This is a genomic window from Actinocrinis sp. (assembly GCF_035605935.1).
GTDB lineage: Bacteria > Actinomycetota > Actinomycetes > Streptomycetales > Catenulisporaceae > Actinocrinis.
This window is the reverse complement of the sequence record NZ_DATNGK010000188.1, coordinates 1-19,625: the sequence shown is the minus strand read 5'-3', so window position 1 is coordinate 19,625 and position 19,625 is coordinate 1. Positions and strand designations below refer to the sequence as shown.

At 68.9% G+C, this 19,625-nt stretch carries 21 protein-coding genes; 12 read left to right on the top strand and 9 right to left on the bottom strand.

All coding sequences use genetic code 11. From position 1 onward, the window contains the following. From VN779_RS15295 to VN779_RS15285, 3 genes are all read right to left on the bottom strand, one after another. Positions 1 to 536 (bottom strand): NAD-dependent epimerase/dehydratase family protein (locus VN779_RS15295; protein WP_414639678.1); only part of this gene is annotated, 536 nt, incomplete at its 3' end. A gap of 154 nt (positions 537 to 690) precedes the next feature. Beyond that, positions 691 to 1,887, bottom strand: a complete 1,197-nt coding sequence (locus VN779_RS15290; RefSeq protein ID WP_325723756.1) for an FAD-dependent oxidoreductase — start codon at positions 1,885 to 1,887, stop codon at positions 691 to 693. Positions 1,888 to 1,934: 47 nt separating this feature from the next. Next, the gene (locus VN779_RS15285; protein ID WP_325723754.1) at positions 1,935 to 2,489 is read right to left on the bottom strand and encodes a hypothetical protein; all 555 of its coding nucleotides are present in this window, start codon (positions 2,487 to 2,489) and stop codon (positions 1,935 to 1,937) included. 109 nt (positions 2,490 to 2,598) lie between these two features. On the opposite strand from VN779_RS15285, the gene VN779_RS15280 reads away from it, so the two are divergent. The 3 genes from VN779_RS15280 (at position 2,599) to VN779_RS15270 (ending at position 4,666) form a co-directional block, all read left to right on the top strand. Then, entirely contained in the window at positions 2,599 to 3,243 is a 645-nt protein-coding gene (locus VN779_RS15280) for a PadR family transcriptional regulator (protein ID WP_325723752.1), read from the top strand. Between the two features lie 167 nt (positions 3,244 to 3,410). Then, positions 3,411 to 4,430, top strand: coding sequence for a C40 family peptidase (locus tag VN779_RS15275; RefSeq protein ID WP_325723751.1), 1,020 nt, complete (start codon positions 3,411 to 3,413; stop codon positions 4,428 to 4,430). Positions 4,431 to 4,483: 53 nt separating this feature from the next. Beyond that, positions 4,484 to 4,666 carry a hypothetical protein gene (locus VN779_RS15270; RefSeq protein WP_325723749.1) on the top strand — a complete coding sequence of 61 codons (183 nt, stop codon included), beginning with the start codon at positions 4,484 to 4,486 and terminating at the stop codon, positions 4,664 to 4,666. On the opposite strand, the gene VN779_RS15265 is transcribed toward VN779_RS15270, so the two are convergent. Then, the gene (locus VN779_RS15265) at positions 4,653 to 5,204 is read right to left on the bottom strand and encodes a CGNR zinc finger domain-containing protein (RefSeq protein ID WP_325723747.1); all 552 of its coding nucleotides are present in this window, start codon (positions 5,202 to 5,204) and stop codon (positions 4,653 to 4,655) included. The genes VN779_RS15270 and VN779_RS15265 overlap by 14 nt on opposite strands. 155 nt (positions 5,205 to 5,359) lie before the next feature. Between VN779_RS15265 and VN779_RS15260 the strand changes: the two genes are divergently transcribed. Beyond that, positions 5,360 to 5,524: a hypothetical protein gene (locus tag VN779_RS15260; protein WP_325723745.1), complete on the top strand. Its 165-nt coding sequence runs from the start codon at positions 5,360 to 5,362 to the stop codon at positions 5,522 to 5,524. 102 nt (positions 5,525 to 5,626) lie between these two features. Here VN779_RS15260 and VN779_RS15255 read toward each other — a convergent pair whose 3' ends face one another. Genes VN779_RS15255 through VN779_RS15245 form a run of 3 tightly spaced genes read right to left on the bottom strand, consistent with a single transcriptional unit; the run spans position 5,627 to position 7,508 of the window. Then, complete coding sequence (locus tag VN779_RS15255) at positions 5,627 to 6,502, bottom strand: LLM class flavin-dependent oxidoreductase (RefSeq protein ID WP_325723743.1); 876 nt, start codon at positions 6,500 to 6,502, stop codon at positions 5,627 to 5,629. Beyond that, on the bottom strand, positions 6,502 to 6,999 hold the full coding sequence (locus VN779_RS15250) for a hypothetical protein (RefSeq protein ID WP_325723741.1): 498 nt from the start codon (positions 6,997 to 6,999) through the stop codon (positions 6,502 to 6,504). Before VN779_RS15250 ends, VN779_RS15255 begins: the two co-directional genes overlap by 1 nt. Continuing rightward, the gene (locus tag VN779_RS15245; protein ID WP_325723739.1) at positions 6,990 to 7,508 is read right to left on the bottom strand and encodes a DUF1707 domain-containing protein; all 519 of its coding nucleotides are present in this window, start codon (positions 7,506 to 7,508) and stop codon (positions 6,990 to 6,992) included. Before VN779_RS15245 ends, VN779_RS15250 begins: the two co-directional genes overlap by 10 nt. A gap of 110 nt (positions 7,509 to 7,618) precedes the next feature. Here VN779_RS15245 and VN779_RS15240 point away from each other — a divergent pair, with 110 nt between their 5' ends. Next, positions 7,619 to 8,134: a MarR family transcriptional regulator gene (locus VN779_RS15240; RefSeq protein WP_325723737.1), complete on the top strand. Its 516-nt coding sequence runs from the start codon at positions 7,619 to 7,621 to the stop codon at positions 8,132 to 8,134. Between the two features lie 113 nt (positions 8,135 to 8,247). Here VN779_RS15240 and VN779_RS15235 read toward each other — a convergent pair whose 3' ends face one another. Next, complete coding sequence (locus VN779_RS15235) at positions 8,248 to 9,153, bottom strand: SDR family oxidoreductase (protein WP_325723735.1); 906 nt, start codon at positions 9,151 to 9,153, stop codon at positions 8,248 to 8,250. Between the two features lie 118 nt (positions 9,154 to 9,271). Between VN779_RS15235 and VN779_RS15230 the strand changes: the two genes are divergently transcribed. Next, complete coding sequence (locus VN779_RS15230; protein WP_325723733.1) at positions 9,272 to 9,838, top strand: TetR/AcrR family transcriptional regulator; 567 nt, start codon at positions 9,272 to 9,274, stop codon at positions 9,836 to 9,838. A gap of 78 nt (positions 9,839 to 9,916) precedes the next feature. Here the strand turns inward: VN779_RS15230 and VN779_RS15225 are convergent, their stop codons facing one another. Next, positions 9,917 to 10,618, bottom strand: a complete 702-nt coding sequence (locus VN779_RS15225) for an HAD family hydrolase (RefSeq protein WP_325723731.1) — start codon at positions 10,616 to 10,618, stop codon at positions 9,917 to 9,919. Positions 10,619 to 10,768: 150 nt separating this feature from the next. Here VN779_RS15225 and VN779_RS15220 point away from each other — a divergent pair, with 150 nt between their 5' ends. From VN779_RS15220 to VN779_RS15195, 6 genes are all read left to right on the top strand, one after another. Further along, positions 10,769 to 11,257, top strand: a complete 489-nt coding sequence (locus VN779_RS15220) for a GNAT family N-acetyltransferase (protein ID WP_325723729.1) — start codon at positions 10,769 to 10,771, stop codon at positions 11,255 to 11,257. 20 nt (positions 11,258 to 11,277) lie between these two features. Continuing rightward, positions 11,278 to 12,117 (top strand): response regulator transcription factor, encoded by an 840-nt coding sequence (locus tag VN779_RS15215; RefSeq protein WP_325723727.1) that lies wholly within the window; start codon positions 11,278 to 11,280, stop codon positions 12,115 to 12,117. An 82-nt stretch (positions 12,118 to 12,199) separates the two neighbouring features. Then, positions 12,200 to 13,819: a DUF7405 family protein gene (locus VN779_RS15210; protein WP_325723725.1), complete on the top strand. Its 1,620-nt coding sequence runs from the start codon at positions 12,200 to 12,202 to the stop codon at positions 13,817 to 13,819. Positions 13,820 to 13,880: 61 nt separating this feature from the next. After that, entirely contained in the window at positions 13,881 to 15,395 is a 1,515-nt protein-coding gene (locus VN779_RS15205) for a 3' terminal RNA ribose 2'-O-methyltransferase Hen1 (RefSeq protein WP_325723723.1), read from the top strand. Continuing rightward, a complete protein-coding gene (locus tag VN779_RS15200; RefSeq protein ID WP_325723721.1) occupies positions 15,392 to 18,070 on the top strand; it encodes a polynucleotide kinase-phosphatase in 2,679 nt (892 codons plus the stop codon). The genes VN779_RS15205 and VN779_RS15200 overlap by 4 nt, the downstream gene beginning before the upstream one ends. 153 nt (positions 18,071 to 18,223) lie before the next feature. After that, on the top strand, positions 18,224 to 19,625 hold a 1,402-nt coding region (locus VN779_RS15195; RefSeq protein WP_325723719.1), incomplete at its 3' end, for a sigma-70 family RNA polymerase sigma factor.

The window sequence follows — 19,625 nt, the reverse complement described above, 5'->3', positions numbered from 1 at the left end:
AGTGGGACGGTCTCGCGCGCCGCGGCATCGACGTGAATGCGCGGGTGCGAGGGAAACGACGCCTCGTAGAAGGTGCCCGGTCCGTACAGCTGGCCGTAGCGGACGACCACCCCGCCGATCTTGAGGGTCTGCTCTTCGTGCTCCTCTAGCACCGCCGCGCCTCCGGAAGAGACCCAGGCGATGCTCTGCGCGAGGAAGTGGCGCGCGCCGGCGGCGGTCGTGGCGGCCACCAGGTTGCGGGTGCCCTCGGTGCGGATGCGCGCGTTGCGGGCGGCGAACTGCGGGATGCGGTCCGCGGTGTCCGGCAGGTCGGTGAGCTGATGCAGCACCGCGTCGGGCCGGAAGGCGACCACCGCTTCGCGCAGCGCGGCCGCGTCGAAGACATCGCACACGACCGGCTGCGCGCCCATCGACGTGAGCAGTTCCCGCTTGCTTCCCGACCTGGTCATGCCGGCCACCGTATGCCCGGCGGCAATAAGCAATGGCAGCAGCCTGATACCGATCACGCCGGTCGCGCCGGCCAGGAAGATCCGCAGCGGCGCGGGCGGTACCGGCGCCTGCCGCGTCTCGTACCCTTCAGGCTCGGCCTGGCGTTCATTCGCGTGCTGTGACATCTCGTGCGTCCCCGTTCGGGTGCCATTGTTCTGCTTAATCACCAAGGTAACGGCCGCCTCCGACGAGAGCAGTGAATCAACCGGCGGCGACCGGCTCGTCCCAGTCGATGCGATACCGGTGCGTCCAGCCGACCATCTTCTCCGGCTTCAGGAACGTCCGGCTTGCGATCGGCATCAACAGCGACATGAGCGTCGTCGCGACCGGACCCATCGACTTCTGGTTGTTGGTCTTGGCGGCCTGGGCGATAACCTTCTCGACGCGCTCCCGCCGCAGCCGCTCGAACGCGGCGAACGCCGAGCCGATGTCGGGCAGATCGCGTAGGCAGCGGGCGAGCTGTACCGCGCTCTCAGCCGCCATTGACGCACCCTGACCTGAGCTGGGAGACGGCGCGTGCGCCGAGTCGCCGACCAGCACCATCCGACCGCGGTACCAATTGGGCACCGAGGGGAGGATCTCCATGCCGCCAATGATCAGCAGGTCGTCGTCCTCGGAGGCGTTGAGCAAGTCACGGCCTGGGACGTCGTGGGCGTGCTTCTCCCGCAGGATGCGCATCCATTCCGCAGATGGCGTCGCGCGGGTCTCGCTGGCAGTAAGCGGCTTGTCGTGCGGCAGGTTGCTGAACCACGCGGTCCCGCCACTGGGCACCGGCCAGTAGCCGAGGAAAGCGTGCTTGCCGAACGCGAAGTACATGGCATCCGACCGGGCGCCGGGCACCTCAGCCTTCGACAAGGCCCCGAAGCCGATCAGCCCGGTGTACTGCGGCCCCGGCGCCGCCGGGTCGATCAGGGTCCTGACGACTGACCGGATACCGTCCGCGCCGACGAGTATGTCCGCGCTCACCTCGGTGCCGTCGGCGAAGCGCGCGGTGACGCCGTCCGGTGCCTCCTGCGCCCCAACGAGACGCTTGCCGTACACGGTCGGCACGCCGAGCTGCGCCGCGCGCTCGCGCACCACTCGGTAGAGCTCGGCGCGCCACATCACCTGGCTCGGCGGCAGCCCGGGGATGCCGCCGAACTCGCCGATCCGCTTGCCGCGCCCATCGGTCATGACCATGCCCTGGATCGGCTGGCCGACCGCGTCGACGTCGATGCCGACGATCCTGAGCGCGGCGAGCCCGTTCGGCGCGACCATCAGCGTTCCGCCGACGCCGTCCGCGGTGTCCTGATAGGCCTCGTACACGGTCGCGTCGATACCGGCCTTGCGCAACGCGAGCGCGGCTACCGGTCCGGCGATTCCGCCGCCGATGACGGCGGCTGTCCTGACTGCGTTCATGCTGCTGCCTCGTTCCCCGTGCTGGATGGGATGTCAATATCTGCTGGTCATCGGATGGTGCGCGCCGGGTCGTCGACGGTCGGGTGGCCGCCGGTCTTGTGCGCTCGCCGGACGTCCTGGAGGTATTCGCGCGAGCACATGGCGGTGAGCATCGCGACACCGGCGCGCTGCACTCGCACTTCGCTGTCCGTGGACACGCCGGTGAGCCGAACGCGCCGGGTGGAGGCGGCGTTCGCCGGAACGTCGGTGCTTTCCGCGGCAGCCGACGCATCCTTGACCCGGCCGCGCGAGGTCCAGTGCAGGTCCCAGTGTTCGACCGGAGCGTCGTCCGGGACGAGCAGTTTGACCGTGGCACGCTGGAGTTCGACGTGCACTTCGACCTCGTCGGGCAAGTCAGGCGAGCGCAGGTCGAGCACGACGAGGCCGTTGCGGGCGCGCACCTCGAAGCGGCCGGCGCGGGTCCAGTTGCCCAGGCGCTTGGCGACCGTGTGATCGGCGTGTACGCGCTCGACTTCGGCGACAGCGTCAGTCGTCGCGGTCGCGGCTTCGGTCTGCACGGTCGCAGTGTTCGTGGTCGGTGTGTTCGTGGTTGCGGTGTACATGGCGGTCTTCTCGCTCTCGTCTCAGCTCGCTCCGTTCGGTGGAACGGTTTGATAGTTGCATTGAGACTAGTTACATGTCAACTAGTCTCGCTGCGAGTAGCATGGGCTCATGACCACTCCGCACCGCGCCTCGCCACTCGGCGTGACTGTCCTGGCCCTGCTGCACTTCCAGCCACTGCACCCGTACGGCATCCAGCGGCTGATTAAGCAGTGGGGAAAAGACCAGGTCGTCAACGTCGGACAGCGCGCGAGCCTCTACCGCACGATCGAGCGGCTGCTGGCCGCGGAGCTGATCGCAGTACGCGAAACCGGCCGCGACCAGCAGTACCCGGAGCGCACCGTGTACGAGCTGACCGACGCCGGCCGGGAGACGATGCGCGTCTGGCTGCACGAGATGCTGGCCGAACCCAAGCAGGAGTTCCCGCAGTTCCCAGCGGCGCTCTCCTTCGTGCTGATGCTCGCGCCGCGGGAAGCGCTGGCGGTGCTTGAGCAGCGCGCCGCGGTCTTGACCGCGAGCCTCGCCGAACTCGAGAAGAACCTGACCGAGCAGCTGGAGGTCTATGGCCTGCCGCGGGTGACCATGCTCGAAGACGAATACCTGCGCGCGATGACCGCCGCGGAACTCGACTGGATCCGCGCGGTGAGCGATGACCTGCGCAGCGGGCGGCTCAGCTGGACGCTGGAGGAACTCATCGGCTTCGCACGGACCACCGGCCAGCAAGCGCTGGCTGAGCAGCAGGCATCCGCCTTATAGCAGCCTCACTTATCCAGCTCTAAACGCTTCGCGGCCGCGGTGAACCGGGACGGCGATCCGCTCGTGTCTCGCCTTCGAGCCGGCCTGCGCCCTCCGGCCCGGGCGCAGCGTCGGCGCGATAGTCGGCGTCGCCCACGCGCCGACCAGGCGGTAAAGGAGCTGGCCTCATGGCCTCGCATAGACGCAGGACGGTCCCGGTACGCACGGCGATCACGCTCACGGCCACTGGTGCCGCGGCCGCCACCGGAGTCGGCCTGTCCTCGACAGCGGGACACGCGGCGTCGGTTACTGACGTGCAGGCGCAGGTGAAGACGCTTCAGCAGCAGGCTGAGACTGCCACCAACAACTACGACGCCGCGGCCGAGCAGATGTCCGCGCTGCACCAGCAGGTCGATCAGTTGCAGGGCCAAGCCGTCGCGGCGCAGACGTCGATGAACGCGTTGCTCGGCACGCTTGGGCCGATGGCCGCGGCGCAATACCGCACCGGCTCGGTCGACCCCACGCTCACCATGATGCTGTCGCAAAACCCTGACCAGTACCTGCAACACGCGCTCACCATGAACCAGCTCGGCCAGAACGAGGCGATGATGCTCAAGTCGCTCAAGGCCGAGAAAGCGCAGCTGGCCGTGCTCAAGAAGCAGGCCGGCGAGCGGCTGGCCCAGCTGCAGCAGACCGAGAACCAGGCGGCCGCGCTGCGCACCCAGATCGTGGCGAAGAACCGGCAGGCGCAGGCGCTGCTCTCCAGCCTGACCTTCGCCCAGCAACAGCAGATCAGCCCGGTCAATGTGGACTGGAATCTGTCCGCGGCGAAGATAGCCGCGCTGCCGCAGGTTTCCGGGCGGGCCGGCATCGCGGTCGCGTTCGCGAAGTCGAAGCTCGGGATCTACTACCAGTGGGGCGGGACCGGCAATCCCGGGTACGACTGCTCTGGCCTGACTCAGGCCGCGTGGAAAGCCGCCGGCGTGCAACTCGGCCGCACCACCTACGACCAGGTGAACGACGGCTACGCGGTCGCCCCGATCCTGTCGAACCTGCAACCGGGCGACCTGATCTTGTATAGCGGCAACGAGCACATCGCGATCTACGTCGGCAACGGCACGGTCATTCACGCACCGAGCACCGGGCATCCAGTGCAGTACGGGCCCTGGAATATGCTGCCGATCGACGCCGTGCGCCGCGTCATCTGAGGCCGCGTTCACGACACGGCGTACCTCACGACATCACAGGGAGCTCTCGGGCAATGGACCATAACTGCGAGTGCGAGTTCTGCTCCCCCGAGCCCGAGCCGATCCCCGTGCCCTGGGAACGGACCGGCGACGTGAGGCATGAGCCGCGGGACCTGTGGATGGCGGAGGCCGAATCGGAGCCGGAGTGGGACGAAACGCCGACCCTCACGCTCATCCCGCTCATCACTCCGCGCTGAGCTTGCGGGCTCGGAAGCTCGCTGCCTTGACCCGGTTCTGGCACGCCGTCGAGCAGAAGCGCTTGGTGCCGTTGCGCGAGATGTCCACATAGACCCGGTCGCAACTGGACGCTGAGCACATGCCGATCCGTTCGGCGTATTCGCTGCCGAGCACGAAGGCGAGTGCGACTGCCGTCGCGCCGCCAATGCTCTCCACAAGCCCCGCGCCTGGGCCGTGGAAGTGCAGGTGCCAGGGCTCGTTGTCGTGCCGCAGCAGTGTCGGGCGTGCGTCGTAGCGCACGACCATCGCGTTGAGCAGCCGGGCGGCCGCGTCGAGATCGCCGTCATGCGCGGCCGCGAAAACGGCGTGCAGCTCCTCGGCGATCTTGGCGACGCCGCGGGTTTCCTTGTCGGTCAGCGGCTTGCCCGGAGTGAGCCAAAGCCCGGGCACCGACTCGGCCCGCGCACGCAACTCCTCGACGCCGTCCGCCGCGGGGTAGACGCGACCGCGGGATTCGCCTGGGACTATCGCGTTGACCAGGGCGACGGCCAGGTCCACCGAGCCTACCGTGTGACTGCCGAAATCCACTTGACCAGTCACCCCTCACCGAGTATCGTCGTTACTGTCAAAACAAAGTATGACAGTTACGGACGCCGCCGCGCCAGTTGCCACCAGAGGCTCGCGGGCGACTCCGGACGGAGGGGAAGACCAGCATGAACCCGACCACCGACCTCGCCGAGGCCCGCAGCGCCGAGCTGTTCCAGGCCGCGCGTGAGCACCAGCTGGCCCGGCGCATGGCTGCCGCGAACCGCTGGTCCCGCATCGCCGCTTGGGCCAACGGCCGCGCCCGCCGCGCCGCCGACGAGCTGAACCGCTAATTCGACGACGGGCCCTGACTGCGGCGCACTGCGCCCGGTCAGCGACCCGAGCGCCGGGCGACCGGCCGGGCCGTATTCGAACCCGAATCCCGGAGCACCGGCTCACTGATCCGCGAGCAGCTCGATCACCGGCGCGACCTGGTCCGCGAACATCGCGTTGACCACGATGTACGACACGCCGGTACGCTCTCGTCGGCGCAACAGCGTGTCAGCCATCTGACGCGGGGTGCCGACCAGCGTGGCGATCGAGCCGCCGCGGATCAGCTCTCCCGGATCGGCCCCGAGCCAGCGGGACGCATGCGGCGGCGCGTTCTCGCCAACCAACGCGACGTTGAGGACGAGTTCCAGCCGATCGAAGGCCGCAGCGTCGATGCCACGCAACTCGTCCGTCTTCGCCGCCAGGTCGTTCTCGGTGCTCTGCAGCGGAAGGGCCAAGGTGAGCATGTCAGCCTGCTGCGCCGCGAGACGCAGCATCCGCGGTCCGATGCCGGCCAACAGGATCGGCGGACCCGGCTGCTGCACGCCGCGTACCGAGTCGTATTGAGCCGCCGGGTCGGATCCGGCGAAGCGGGCGCGAACCGCCGCTATCGTCGCCTCAAGCTGTGCGATGCGCTCGGCCGCGCTGCCGAAGGGTAGACCGAGCCGAGTGGCGTCCCGTGCGGCGTCCGGACGTCCGGCGCCGAGTCCGAGCTCGAACCTTCCGCCGCTGAGCGCGTCCAGCGTCACGCTCTCCCAGGCCACCGTGCCGGGCGAGCGCAGCGGCGAGGCGAGCACGAAAGGGCCGACGCGCAACGTCTCGGTCACCGCCGCGGCAGCGCTCAAAGCGGCGAACGGCGCGAGGGTGCCCGTCGTGTCAGGGCACAGTAATACGGAGAATCCGAGTGCTTCGACGTGCTGCGCCGTCGACACCCATTCCTTGGCGCTGCGCGCTGCCGCGGCCATCGCGCCGAACCGGAATCGGCGGTCGTGCGACGTCATTAGTCCCGCTCCGCACCGAGGACGTAGAGGTTGAGCGCGTAGCAGGCGATTGCGACACCAGTGAGCACGGCCATCGTCATCGAGGCGCTGTTCGCGCCCTTGTCAACGAAGTTCGCACCAGAGAACGCCGCACCGATCACGCACAGCGCGCCCACGATCGAGCTGATGAGCGCGACGCGGTGCCGCGCGCGGAACGCGGTCACCAGCACCACGATGACGTTGATGACCAGCAGCAGACCAATGCCCGCGTGCGCGGCGAGCGCGGCCGGGCCGTTGGAGAACGACTTGCCGAACGCCGCGCCCATGCCCTTGCCCTGATCCGCATCCGGGACGTTCACGAACAGGTTCACGCCCATGCCCAGCCCGTACTGAACGAGCAGCGCGAACACCGCGCCAAGGCTGGATCGCCGCAGTTTCGCGGTCGCGGACGCCGACGCGGTTCGGGTGGAACGCGCGGACGCGGCGTCGCCGGCGGTGGCCTGCGGGGTCAGGTCCATGGTCGTACCTCTCGATTCCAGCGGGTCGAGCGCCGATGCCGGCGCACCAGGATGAACGCGAGCGCGATGAGCGGGAACGGCGGCGCGCCGTGCAGCGCCGCCAGGATCGAGAAGGCGAGCAGCACCGGAACGAGCACGAGCGGGGCGGCCCAGGGAGCCGCCGGTGGACGGGACTGCCATCGGGCTGTGCCGGACGTACCCGCAGTCCCCGCCGTCGCGCGCGTCTGTCCGGGTACTGATGGCGGCACGGGCATGGGGCCGGGCAGGTCCGCGAACAGCCTGCGCAACTGATCCTGAGTGCGGGAGGCGAGTGCGGCGTCAGCCCGCTCGTCGAACTCGGCACGTTCAAGCCGGCCATCGGCGAAGTGTTCGCCCAGGATGCGCAGCGCCGCTTCGCGTTCGGCATCGGATGCGCGTAGGCCGACACCGTCGTTCCGGGACGGGGCCTGGGACTGGCCGTGGTCCGGCTCTGCGTCCGGGACTGCGCTGGGGTTCTGGTTGTCGCTCAAGCGAGGTCACCTCCTCGGCGGAACTCCGTCGCCGGATTGATCCTGCCGCGGCGTTCGTTCCATGACGGTACTATAACTCTCGTGCGACTATTCGAACCTGGGATTAACCTGTGAGTCCGCCGCTCGATCCGGGGCAGATCCCACCGAGCGTCGCGTTCCTGCTCTCCCGCCTTGGTTACGACGCCAGCCGGGAGATGAGCCAGGCGCTGGCCGGCCTCGGCCTTGAGCTGCGCCAGTTCGGCCTGCTGCGGCTACTCGCCAGCGCACAGGGCGGGTCGCAGCGAGCGCTCGGCGCGATGCTCGACATCACGCCCAATCGCATGGTCGCGCTGGTTGACGGCCTGGAAAGCAAAGGCCTGATCGAACGGCGACCGCACCCCGAGGATCGCCGCGCCTACACGATCTCGCTCACCGACGCCGGCGCGGCTGCCTTCGGACAGGCGATGCAGGCGGCTTTCGGCGTCGAGGCGACGATGTGCGAATCGCTGGCCCCGCAAGAGCGGGCGCAACTGCTCGCTCTGCTGCAAAAGCTGGCCGTTGCTCGCAATGAGCGCTCCGGAGCGGTCCCCGGCGTACATCCGGGCATGCTCGAACGCGACGATCAACCGCCACAGCAGCACACCTAACGCCAGCGACGTCGCGTTTTACGCGTTCGCCTCTGACGCGTCGAGGGCGGCCAGCGATCCGGATATTCGATCGCTGACCGCCCTCTGCGACGTGGCCAGGTTGAACTCGTCGGTCAGGCGGCTTCGGTCCGGAAGTAGTGGCCCTTTTCCAGATCGTCGATGAGGCCGGGGTGGGTCGGCTGCCAGTCCAGTAGCTCGCGGGTCAGTTCGCTGGAGGCCTGCGTGTCCGCGCCGATGAATGCGCCGAGCCAGCCGAAGTGCTCAGCAGCGTCCTGTGGCGCGATGGAGACGAGCGGCAGGTTCAGGTGCCTGCCGATCACCTCGGCGACGTCGCGGATCGGCACGCCCTGCTCGGCGGTCGCGTGCAGCTGCGAGCCGGCCGGCGCCTTCTCCAGCGCGCGGCGGACCAGGTCGGCGGCATCGAAGCGATGCACGGCAGGCCAGTGGTTGGAGCCGTCGCCGACATACCCGGAGGCACCCTTCTCCCGGGCGATTTCGACGAGGCGCTTGATGAAGCCGTGGTCCCCCTCGCCGTGCACGGTGGGCGCGAACCGGACGGCCGCTGTGCGCACCCCGCGGTCGGCGAACGCCACCGCGGCTTGGATGTTGGCCAGCCGGGGAGAGGTCGCGGTGACCGAATCGAACTCGTCGCGCTCGGTCATGACGCGTCCGGGCAGCGCGCCAATGAGCCCGCTCGCGGTGATGAACGCCCGGTCCGAGCCCGCGAGTGTCGAGCCGATGGCCTCGATGGCGGCCCGGTCGACCTTCACCGAGTGGGCGAAGTTGTTGAAGTCGTGGATGAAGCCGAGGTGGATGACCCCGTCGGCGGCCTCGGAGCCGGCCCGCAAGACATCGAGGTCTTCGAGGGAGCCGCGCAGGACCCGCGCCCCGGTGGCCTCGACCGCGGCGGCCGCGGCGTCCGAGCGAGCCAGGCCGACCACCTCGTGACCGGCCTTGATGAGCTCGGGAATGACGGCGGAGCCGATGAAGCCGGATGCGCCGGTGACGAAAACACGCATGGAGAACCTCCAGATTCGGCCGTAGCGGGGCGGTACACCGTCGCGACCGAGGTGATGTCAGTTACTGCCATCACCATAGCAGCTGATGTCAGTGACTGTCATCGCGTACCATCGAGGCATGAGCCGATGGGAGCCCGACGCACGCGGCCGGCTGGAGCTGGCGGCGTTGGCGCTGTACCTCGAGCGCGGTTTCGAGCAGACGACGGTGGCGCAGATCGCCGAGCGGGCGGGGTTGGCGGAGCGCACCTTCTTCCGCCACTACGCCGACAAGCGAGAGGTCCTGTTCGGAGGATCGGCCGAGCTCCAGACCCGGCTCGTCACCGCGGTCGCCGAAGCGCCGGCTGAAGCCGCACCGATCGACGCGGTCAAAGTCGGCCTCGACGTGATCGGCGGCGCGCTTCAGGGCCGATTCGAGCACGCGCGCAAGCGGCACCGCGTCATCAGAGCGAATCCCGAGCTACTCGAGCGGGAGCTGATCAAGCTGGCGGCACTCGCGACGGCGCTGGCCGAAGCGCTGGAACAGCGCGGCGTCCCGCAGCTGACCGCGAATCTAGCCGCCGAGGCCGGGATCGCCGCATTCAAGATCGGCTTCAACCGCTGGATCAGCGCCGCCAAGGAGCAGGATCTGGCGCTACTTATGCGGGACTCGCTCGACGAACTGCGGGCCGTGACCGCCGGGCAGTAACGCAGCACCCGACTTTACGGTCCCGCTGAATCTCTGAGCCGGGTGTTAGGCCGTGTGGCGAAACTTCTTACACACGGCCTAGGCCTTCGAAGGCTGCGACAGGATGCTTCCATCAAGCTTGCCGAGCAGTTCGGCCGGACCTTCGTAGACCTCGGCGGCTCCGGCCCGCTCCAGTTCGGCGCGCGACCAGCCCCCGGACAGCATGCCGATGCAGGGCACGCCAGCGCGCGCCGCAGCCTCCACGTCCCAGCGCGTGTCGCCGACGAACACGGCTCGCTGCGGCGGCACACCGGCGCGTTCGAGTGCTTGCTCGACCAGATCCGGCGCGGGCTTGCTGGATTCCACGTCGCTGGCGCCGGTGACCGCGTCGATCGAAGCCTCCGCGTCCAGCGCTGAGCGCATCGCCGACAGTTCGTCGTCCTTGGCCGAACTGGCCAGCACCACGCGCCAGCCGCGGTGCTGGCAGGCGTGCAGCAGGCGCGCCGCGCCGTCGAACGGCTGGAGATTCGGCCAGTACGCCGCGAACAGCGCGTCGTGCGATGCGCCGAGCGCGCTGTCGCCGTCCTTGTCGCGGTCTGGACCGAGCAGGTGGTCCAACAGGTGATCTGATCCCATTCCGATCGCGCGGTGTATCTTCGCCATCGGAACCGTGAGGCCGGCTTGGCGGAAGGCCTGCCACCAGGTGACCGCGTGCAGGTATGACGTGTCGATCAGCGTGCCATCGACGTCGAACAGCACCGCGCCCGGGTAGTTCTCGTCCGCTGCCGGTCGATCGTTCATCGCTGCCCCTTCTGCCGCTCTGCTGCCACACGCTCGGACTTCGTGTCTAACCGGACGCGGCCGGGCGAAACGGGCAGGTGCGGCTGCAGCGCGTGCGGCGGCTCGCGAAACCGTGTGGTCGCGGGTCCACGAGGCAGGCAAGATGGCAACGTGCTTATCAGAGAAGCCGTATCGGAGGACTGGCGCTCGATCTGGCCCTTCTTCCACGCGATCGTGGCGGCCGGCGACACGTTCGCCTACCCGACGGACCTGACCGAGGGCCAGGGCCGCGAGCTGTGGATGCTCAGCGCGCCAAAGCACACGGCCGTTGCCGTCGACGAATCCGGCGAGATCCTCGGCACCGCGAACATGTACGCCAACCGGCCGGGCAACGGCGCACACATCGCCAGCGCGAGCTACATGGTCGATCCGCGGCGGTCGGGTCGCGGGGTCGGCCGTGCGCTGGTCGAGTACTCGCTGGAGTGGACGCGTGCCGCCGGATTCCGCGCCATCCAGTTCAACGCGGTCGTGGAGACGAACGTGCACGCGGTCCGGCTGTACGAATCGCTCGGGTTCAAGATCGTCGGCACTGTGCCGGAAGCCTTCAACCATCCGACCGAGGGCTACGTCGCGCTGCACATCATGCATCGCTCGCTCTAAATCAGTTGTCTAGACCTCTTATGTCTAGACCTCTTGCCAGATCGAGCCGGTCCGGCTACGTTCCGCGCAAGGCCACCAGCGCGAGCGCGCAGTTCGATTTTCCGCCCCGGGCGGGTGGCGGACAGTTCCGGCACGGGCCGACATGGCGCACCGATCCGCGTCCGGCGGGAACTGGGAGCCAAGATGAGCGATTCCGGCGGGTCCTGACGAACGGGCAGGCGCAGCGCCGCCTTCGGGTGGTCGTGCAGAGCCCTGATCCACTGTTGCGCGAGTCGATCGCCAACCTGCTGCGCGGCCATCCGCAGGTCGACGTCGTGCTGCTCGCCGCCGACGGCACGGAACTGGCCGCGATGGCCGAGGCGCGGCAGTGCGGCCACGCATGCTGCCGGCCTGATGCCGTCGTGGTCGACACGCCGCTGACCGCGCGCGAACTCGACGTGCTGCGGCTGCTCAGCCTCGGGCGCCGCTGCACTCAGGTCGGCGAACAGCTCGGGGTGAGCGCGCGGACCGTGGAGAACCACAAGCGCCGCATCTTCGCCAAGCTCGACGTGCATGGCGAGACGCAGGCGGTCGCCGAGGCGCTGCGGCGCGGTCTGCTTCGGCAACCGGCGTCCAGTCGCCCGGCGCGGCTGACGGCGCGCGAGTCCGAGATCATCAACCTGGCCGCGGCGGGCAACTCGGTCAAGCAGACCGCCCGCGCGCTCAACATCTCGGTCAAGACGGTGGAGAGCATTCAGAGCCATCTGTTCCGCAAGCTCGGCGTGAACAGTCGTACCGGAGCAGTCGCCGCCGTATACGGACGCGAAGACCCCCGACCCGCGCAAACGCTGCGCGCCGGCGCGGGCACGCAACCCACCTAGGGGTTTTCCGTCCTATCCGGTCACACGTCCCTTATATACCGTGCCCGCGGAGGGGGGAAGCTTCGAGAGAGCGGATCCGCACGTGTCTTCGTCAGCAGAGCTCCGGGGAGAACAGACTCCCGCCCCCACCCCGCGTGTCTGTCCCGTTCGGCACCAGCCACGGCCGCAGGCCTTCCCCGACCACCCCGAGGCTCAGACCACTTCCGCACACACCGTCCTCGGCCAGCCGAGTCGCCGCGTCGTCCTCAAGGGCACCGGAGCGCTCGCCGCAGCGCTGGCCACGCTCGAGCTGACCGGACGCGCCGCCCGAGTCCCGATCCGGGAACCCTTGCCCGGCGCGGTGAACGCGGCATCCTCGCTGCCTGACATCCAGTTCGACATCGGCAACTACATCGCGCCGGCGCAGACGATCAGCGGCGTGCTGGTCCGCTTCGGCCCGGTACACACCACGTTCCTCACCGCACGATTGCTGCGCACTCCGACCAAGGCCGACCAAGCGATCCTCGCCAACGCACTGAGCACCATCGAGGCCAACTACCCGTTCGCGGCCGGCGGCGTCTTCCCCTTCATCGCCTACGGGATCTCCTATTTCAACCGCCTGCCCGGCGGTATTAACGGCAGCCTCGTTTCCGGCGCGATGCCGCGGCTGGCCGCGAACCACAGCCGATACGTGCTGGAGGAGGCGGTGCCGAGCCCGACCGATGTCTCCGCGCTGAACCCGGGCATCACGAAGGTCCGGTTCAACGTGCCGGTACAGATCGAGTCGAACGACATCTTGATCACGCTGCGCGGCGACGACTACTCGTATGTCGCCGACGTGGTCAGCTGGCTCGGCGGCAGCAACACGCTGGCCGGGCGGCCGATCGCCTCGCCGCGATTCTCCGGCCTGCTCGCCTTCACCTCGAGCCGGGCGATGTTCCAGCAGATGGGGCTGCCCAGGTATGTGGCGGCCACGAACGACCTGCCGTTCGCCCCGTTCATCCATCCGCACTCGCCGATGTGGATGGGCTTCGCGGATCAGCAGGTCGACGGCAGCGGACCGGCCGCCATCACGACTTTCGCCGGCAACGCCTCGGCTCGGCTGACCACCGCGGTCGCAGGGGACTACTTCGACAACGGCGCGATCCAGCACCTCTCGCACGACATCCTCGACCTGGTCCAGTTCTTCGACCTCGACGACAGCGGCACTCCCGGCAGCGACGGCACGTTCACCGAGCGCGTGCAATACATGTTCCGCTCCACCCCGCCGCCCTCGCTCGGCAACGCCGACCAGTTCACCAACGGCGGCGGCCCCTCGTTCCTCGACAATGCCTTCAAGGGCACCGGCGACGCGCTGACCAGCGCACAGGGCATCGGCACGCCGGGCAACGAGCACCGCATGGGCCACCTCTCGACGCTGCAACGCTCGTCGCGAGCCGCCGACGGCACGCCGATCCACGTGCGGATGGACGGTCCCGGCTTCGACGCCATGGACGTTCCGGACGGCAGCAACCAGCCGAAACTCCAGTTCACCGTGTTCGTGCCGAGCGCCGATTTCTTCGCGACGATGCGCAGCCACCAGGCCTCCCTCGACCTGGCCGCGCAGTACAACGTGGCGACCACGGACAACGGACTCGAACGCTTCATCACCGCGACCCGCCGGCAGAACTTCCTCGTCCCGCCGCGCCGCCACCGGGCCTTCCCGCTGGTGGAACTGACCTGACCGGATCGGCCCAGGTAAATCCGGTGGGCGCAGATCGCCGAGGTGCGTCAAACTCGTGCGCATGCTCGTCACGATCACGGCAACGCGCCCGCCGGGGGCTGGCTGGCCCGCCACCGACCTGGGATACCTGCTGGCCAAGAACCCGGGCCGGGTGCAGAGCTTCGAGCATGCCTTCGGGCGGTCGCGGGTGTTCTATCCACAGGCGGACGACGCGGTATGCACGGCTGCGCTGCTGCTGGAGATCGACCCAATTGCGTTGGTGAAGACCCGGAATCTCGACTCCGCGGACTTCTCGCTCTCGCAGTACGTCAACGACCGGCCGTACGCCGCTTCGTCCTTGCTGGCCGTGGCGCTCGGGCAAGTCTTTCGTACCGCGATCCGTGGCGCGTCCAAGGAACGACCGCTGCTTGCCGCGACCGCACTGCCCCTGACGATCCACCTGCCCGCGGTTCCGGCGAGCGCCGCGTTGATCGAGCGGCTTTTCGCGCCGATGGGCTGGGACGTCGCGGCCGAACCGATCGCGCTCGATCCGGCGTTCCCGGACTGGAGCGCGTCACGGTACTGCGACGTGACACTGACCGGCGTGCTGCGGCTGGCCGACGCACTAAGCCAGCTCTACGTGCTGCTCCCGGTTCTCGACGGAGCCAAGCACTACTGGATCTCGGCCGAGGAAGTGGACAAGCTGCTGCGCGCGGGCGAGGCCTGGCTGCCGGGGCATCCGGATCGCGAGCTGATCACGCGCCGCTACTTGGGGCGTCGGCCCGCTCTTGTGCGCACGGCGCTCGGGCGTCTCGCGGAGAGCGACGAGGTCGCTGAGAGCGAGTTGGACAATGCCGTCGACGCAGACGAAGCCACGGCGACGGAGACGCAGCCGCAGGCTGCTGCGGCAGGCGAGCCCGAAACGGCCGAGCAGCCCGCGATCGCGCTTGCGGAGGCGCGCAAGCTTTCGCTGGCCATACATCGCCGGGAGGCGGTGCTTGCCGCGCTCAAGGACGTCGGTGCGAAGCGTGTCCTGGACCTCGGTTGCGGTGGCGGGGCGCTGCTACGAGCGCTGATGCACGATCGCTTCTTCGCCGAGATCGTCGGCGTGGACGTCTCGGCGCGCGCCTTGCAATACGCCACACGCAGCCTGCACCTTGACCGGCAGCCCGAAATGGTCGCGCGCCGTATGACGCTAAAGCAGGGCTCGTTGACGTACACGGACTCGGCACTCAAGGGTTACGACGCGGCTGTGCTGATGGAGGTCATCGAGCACGTAGATCCACCACGTCTCGGCGCGCTGGAGCATGCGGTTTTCGGTGCTGCGCGGCCCACGGCGGTGATCGTTACCACGCCGAACGCCGAGTACAACGTGCTGTACGAGACGTTGGAGGCCGGCCGGATGCGCCACCGCGACCACCGGTTCGAGTGGACACGCGCGCAGTTCACGGATTGGGCACAGCGGGTCGGCGCAACCCACGGTTACACAGTCGAGTACCGGTCCGTGGGTGACGTGGACCCAGTGCACGGCGCGTCCACGCAGATGGCCGTTTTCACCGATGCGGCGCTCACCGGCTCGAAGGAGGTGGCGGCATGACGAACGACACGACTGACGCGACCGATTCAACAGGCGCAACAAGCGCAACCGAGACGACCGGCTCCGCGCAGGCGACGCCTGCCGCCAGGACCCTGACGATCCCGGAACTGTCCCTCGTGGTGCTGATCGGCGTCACCGGCTCGGGCAAATCCACGTTCGCCCGCAATCATTTCAAGCCCACCCAGATCATTTCCTCGGACGCGTGCCGTGGCGTCGTGAGCGACGACGAGAACGACCAGGCCTCGACCGCCGACGCCTTCGCGCTGGTTCACCACATCGCCGGGGTCCGGCTGCGCCGCGGCCTGCTCACGGTCATCGACGCCACCAGTGTGCAGCGGCCCGCCCGCGCGGCCCTGATCAACGTCGCGCGCGCCCACGACGTGCTGCCGGTAGCCATCGTGCTCGACCTGCCAGAGGGCGTGTGCCGGGACCGCAATGCGCATCGGCCGGAGCGGGCGATGGTCGGCCCGCACGTGATCAGCCGTCAGCGCAAGGACCTGAAGGCGAGTCTGCACGGCCTCGAGCGCGAGGGCTTCCGCAAGGTTCACGTGCTGCGCTCGGTCGAGGAGGTCGAGCAGGCAGTCATCGAATACGAGAAGGCGTATAACGACAAGCGTGAGCTGACCGGGCCGTTCGACATCGTCGGTGACGTACACGGCTGTCGCGCGGAGCTGGAGTCGCTGCTGGTCCAGCTCGGGTACACGCTCGTGCGAGACGGCCAGGGCCGCCCAATCGACGCGCTGCCGCCGGCCGATCCCGAGACCGGCGTGGCTCGCACCGCGGTGTTCGTAGGAGACCTCGTCGACCGCGGGCCGGACACGCCTGGAGTACTGCGCCTGGTCATGGGGATGGTCGAGGCCGGACATGCGCTGTGTGTGCCCGGGAATCACGAGAACAAGCTGGTGCGCGCGCTAGGCGGACGCAAGGTTCAGCACACTCACGGCCTGGCCGAATCGCTGGAGCAGCTCGGCCGCGAGGACGAGGAGTTCCGCAAGCAGGTCGCGGAGTTCTGCCGCGCACTGATCAGTCACTACGTGCTCGACGGCGGACGCCTGGTCGTCGCGCATGCCGGGCTCAAGGAGGCTTATCAGGGTCGCGCTTCGGGCCGGGTGCGCTCGTTCGCCCTATATGGCGAGACCACCGGAGAGACGGACGAGTACGGGTTGCCGGTGCGTTACCCGTGGGCTAACGAGTACCGCGGCAAGGCAGTGGTCGTCTACGGCCATACTCCGGTACCACGGCCGAACTGGGTCAACAACACCATCTGCCTGGACACCGGCTGCGTTTTCGGCGGCGAGCTGACCGCGTTGCGCTATCCCGAGCGCGAGCTCGTCGCGGTGCCCGCCGAGCAGGTTTGGTACGAGCCGGTCCGGCCGCTCAATGCCGTCGAATCGGGCGGCGTCGGATCGGGCGGCGTCGGGAACCGCGAGCCCGGCGTGCTCGACCTCGGCGACGTGTTCGGACGGCGCACGGTCGAGTCCCGCCTGATGGGAAACCTGGTCGTGCGCGAGGAGAACGCGGCGGCGGCGCTGGAAGTGATGAGCCGCTTCGCGGTCGATCCTCGATGGCTGATCTACCTGCCGCCGACGATGGCCCCGGTGGCCACCTCACCGCGTGAAGGGTTCCTGGAGCACCCGGAGCAGGCCTTCGGGTACTTTCGCGAGTCCGGCGTCGGCACGGTCGTGTGCCAAGAGAAGCACATGGGTTCACGCGCCGTCGTGATCGTGGCTCGCGACGAGGCTACGGCCGCGGATCGCTTCGGCGTTGACGACGGCTCCTACGGCGTCGTGGTCACCCGCACCGGCCGGCCGTTCTTCGACGACCAAGCGCTGACCGCGGCGCTGCTCGATCGGCTGCGCCGGGCCATCGGCGACACAGGGCTCTGGGATGAGCTGGCCACGAACTGGCTGGCCCTGGACTGCGAGCTGTTGCCCTGGTCGGCAAAGGCGATGGGCCTGCTGCGCGACCAGTACGCAGCGGTCGGCGCGGCGGCGCGCTCCTCGCTCGGGGTGGCGGTCGATCTGCTCGGCCGGGCGGCGGCGCGTGGGCTGGACGTGGCCGACATACAGGCGGCACAGTCGAAGCGGCTGGACGACGCGCGGTCGTTCACCGCTGCCTACGGCCGGTACTGCTGGCCGACCTCGGGCCTGGACGGCGTGCAACTCGCACCGTTCCAGATCCTCGCGGCCGAGGGCGCCGTCTACGCCACCCGTGACCACAGCTGGCACCTCGATCGGCTCGATCGGCTGTGCGCCGCCGATTCGCAGCTGTTGCGCCGCACGGACCGGCGTGTCGTCGAACTCGATGACGCGCGGCAGGTCACCGAGGCGACCGCATGGTGGGAGCGGATGACCGAGAGCGGCGGCGAGGGCATGGTGGTCAAGCCGCACGCCGCGCTGGTGCGTGACGGACGGCGGATCGTGCAGCCGGGCGTGAAGTGCCGCGGACCCGAGTACTTGCGCATCATCTACGGGCCCGAATACCTGGAGCCGCGCAATCTCGCGCGGTTGCGGGGGCGCTTCCTCGGCCGAAAGCAGTCGCTGGCGCTGCGCGAGTACGCCCTCGGGCTGGAGGCACTGGAGCGTTTCGTCGCGCATGAGCCGCTGTACCGGGTGCACGAGAGTGTGTTCGCGGTGCTCGCCCTGGAGTCTGAGCCGGTGGACCCGCGCCTCTGACCTGCGCCCGGTAAGCCCGCGGCTGTGAAAACGGCCGCCGAGGCGGCATGCTGTCGGCGTTTTCTGTTTTCGCACCGGCTCGCGACGGTCTCCTGGTTGTCAGGTCGGAGGGCGGATGCGTGACGCGCGTCGGCCGGAGAGTCAGGAGCGGCGATGCACCGGATACCACCGAGTGGCGGGCGCGAGGATGCCGCCCTGGTCCTGGCCGCGCGGGCCGGAGACCAGGCGGCGATGGACGAACTGGTCGCCCGCTACCTGCCGCTGCTCTACAACATCGTGGGGCGCGCGCTCGACGGCGACCACGAGGTGGACGACGTCGTGCAGGAAACGCTCTTCCGCGTCGTAGACCGGCTGCGCGATCTGCGCGACCCGTCGGCCTTCCGCTCGTGGATGGTGGCGATCGCGGTGCGGCAGGTGCGCGATCGGTGGTCGGCGCGCCGGGCTCGGCCTGGCTGGTTGGACCAAGCCGCCGCGTTCCCGGCGCAGTCGGCCGACCCGGGCGCCGACTTCGTGGACCTGACGATTCTGCGGCTGGAGCTGGCGGATCAGCGCCGCGAGACCGCGCTGGCGACCCGCTGGTTGGACGAGGACGACCGGGAACTGTTGGCGCTGTGGTGGCTGGAGGCCGCCGGGGAGCTGAGCCGCGCCGAGTTGGTCGAGGCCTTGGGGCTGACGCCTGGCCACGCCTCGGTGCGTGTGCAGCGCATGAAGGCACGGCTGGATGCGTCCAGGACCGTGGTGCGGGCGATCGAGTCGGTGCCCCGGTGCGCGCAGTTCGACGCCATCGCACGCCCTTGGGACGGTCGGCCGACGTCGGCGTGGCGCAAGCTGTTCGCGCGTCACGTGCGTGAATGTGTGGTGTGCGCTCGGCACAGCGAAGGCCTCGTCGCCGCCGAGCGGCTGCTGGCGGGGCTGGCTCTGGTCCCGGTGCCCGCGTTGCTCGTCGCGCACTTGACTCGAGCGACGGCCGGTTTCGCGGTTTCCGCAAGCGCGGCGGAGGCGACAAGGCGTGCGGCCGACGTGTCGGGGCGATACGTGCAATCCGCGCGGAAAGCGACGAGCCGTGGCCGCAGTGCGCACGCGCGGCACGGCAACGTAACTCAGCACCTCGCGGTACACGCCTCGGGCAAGGCCGTTTCCGCAGTCGCGGCCGCAGTCGTCGCGGTGGGCGCAGGTGCGGCGTACGCGGTCGCCCACAACCCGACCCACACCGCCGTCGCGGCAGCGACGACGAGCCCGTCGCCCGCCGCCAGCGCGCTGTCCGCGACACCCAGCACGTCAGCAAGCGCCTCGCCCTCGCCGAGTCACACGCCTTCCGGTACATCCCTCGCTGCCGATCTGTCCACGACGCAGCTGGACCTCAGCGCCTCGACCACATACCTACAGTCGGGATACAACGAGGTGCCGCAATGGCGCCGCATCGACGCTGAGGCCGCGCCGAACGGCGGTGTGTACGTCGCCTGGCAGGCTTCAGGCGGCATCCACGTCAGTCCGCTGACTTCCTCGGGCAAGCGGTCCGGTTCCGACATTGTCGTCTCCGGCGCGCAAGAAGTCA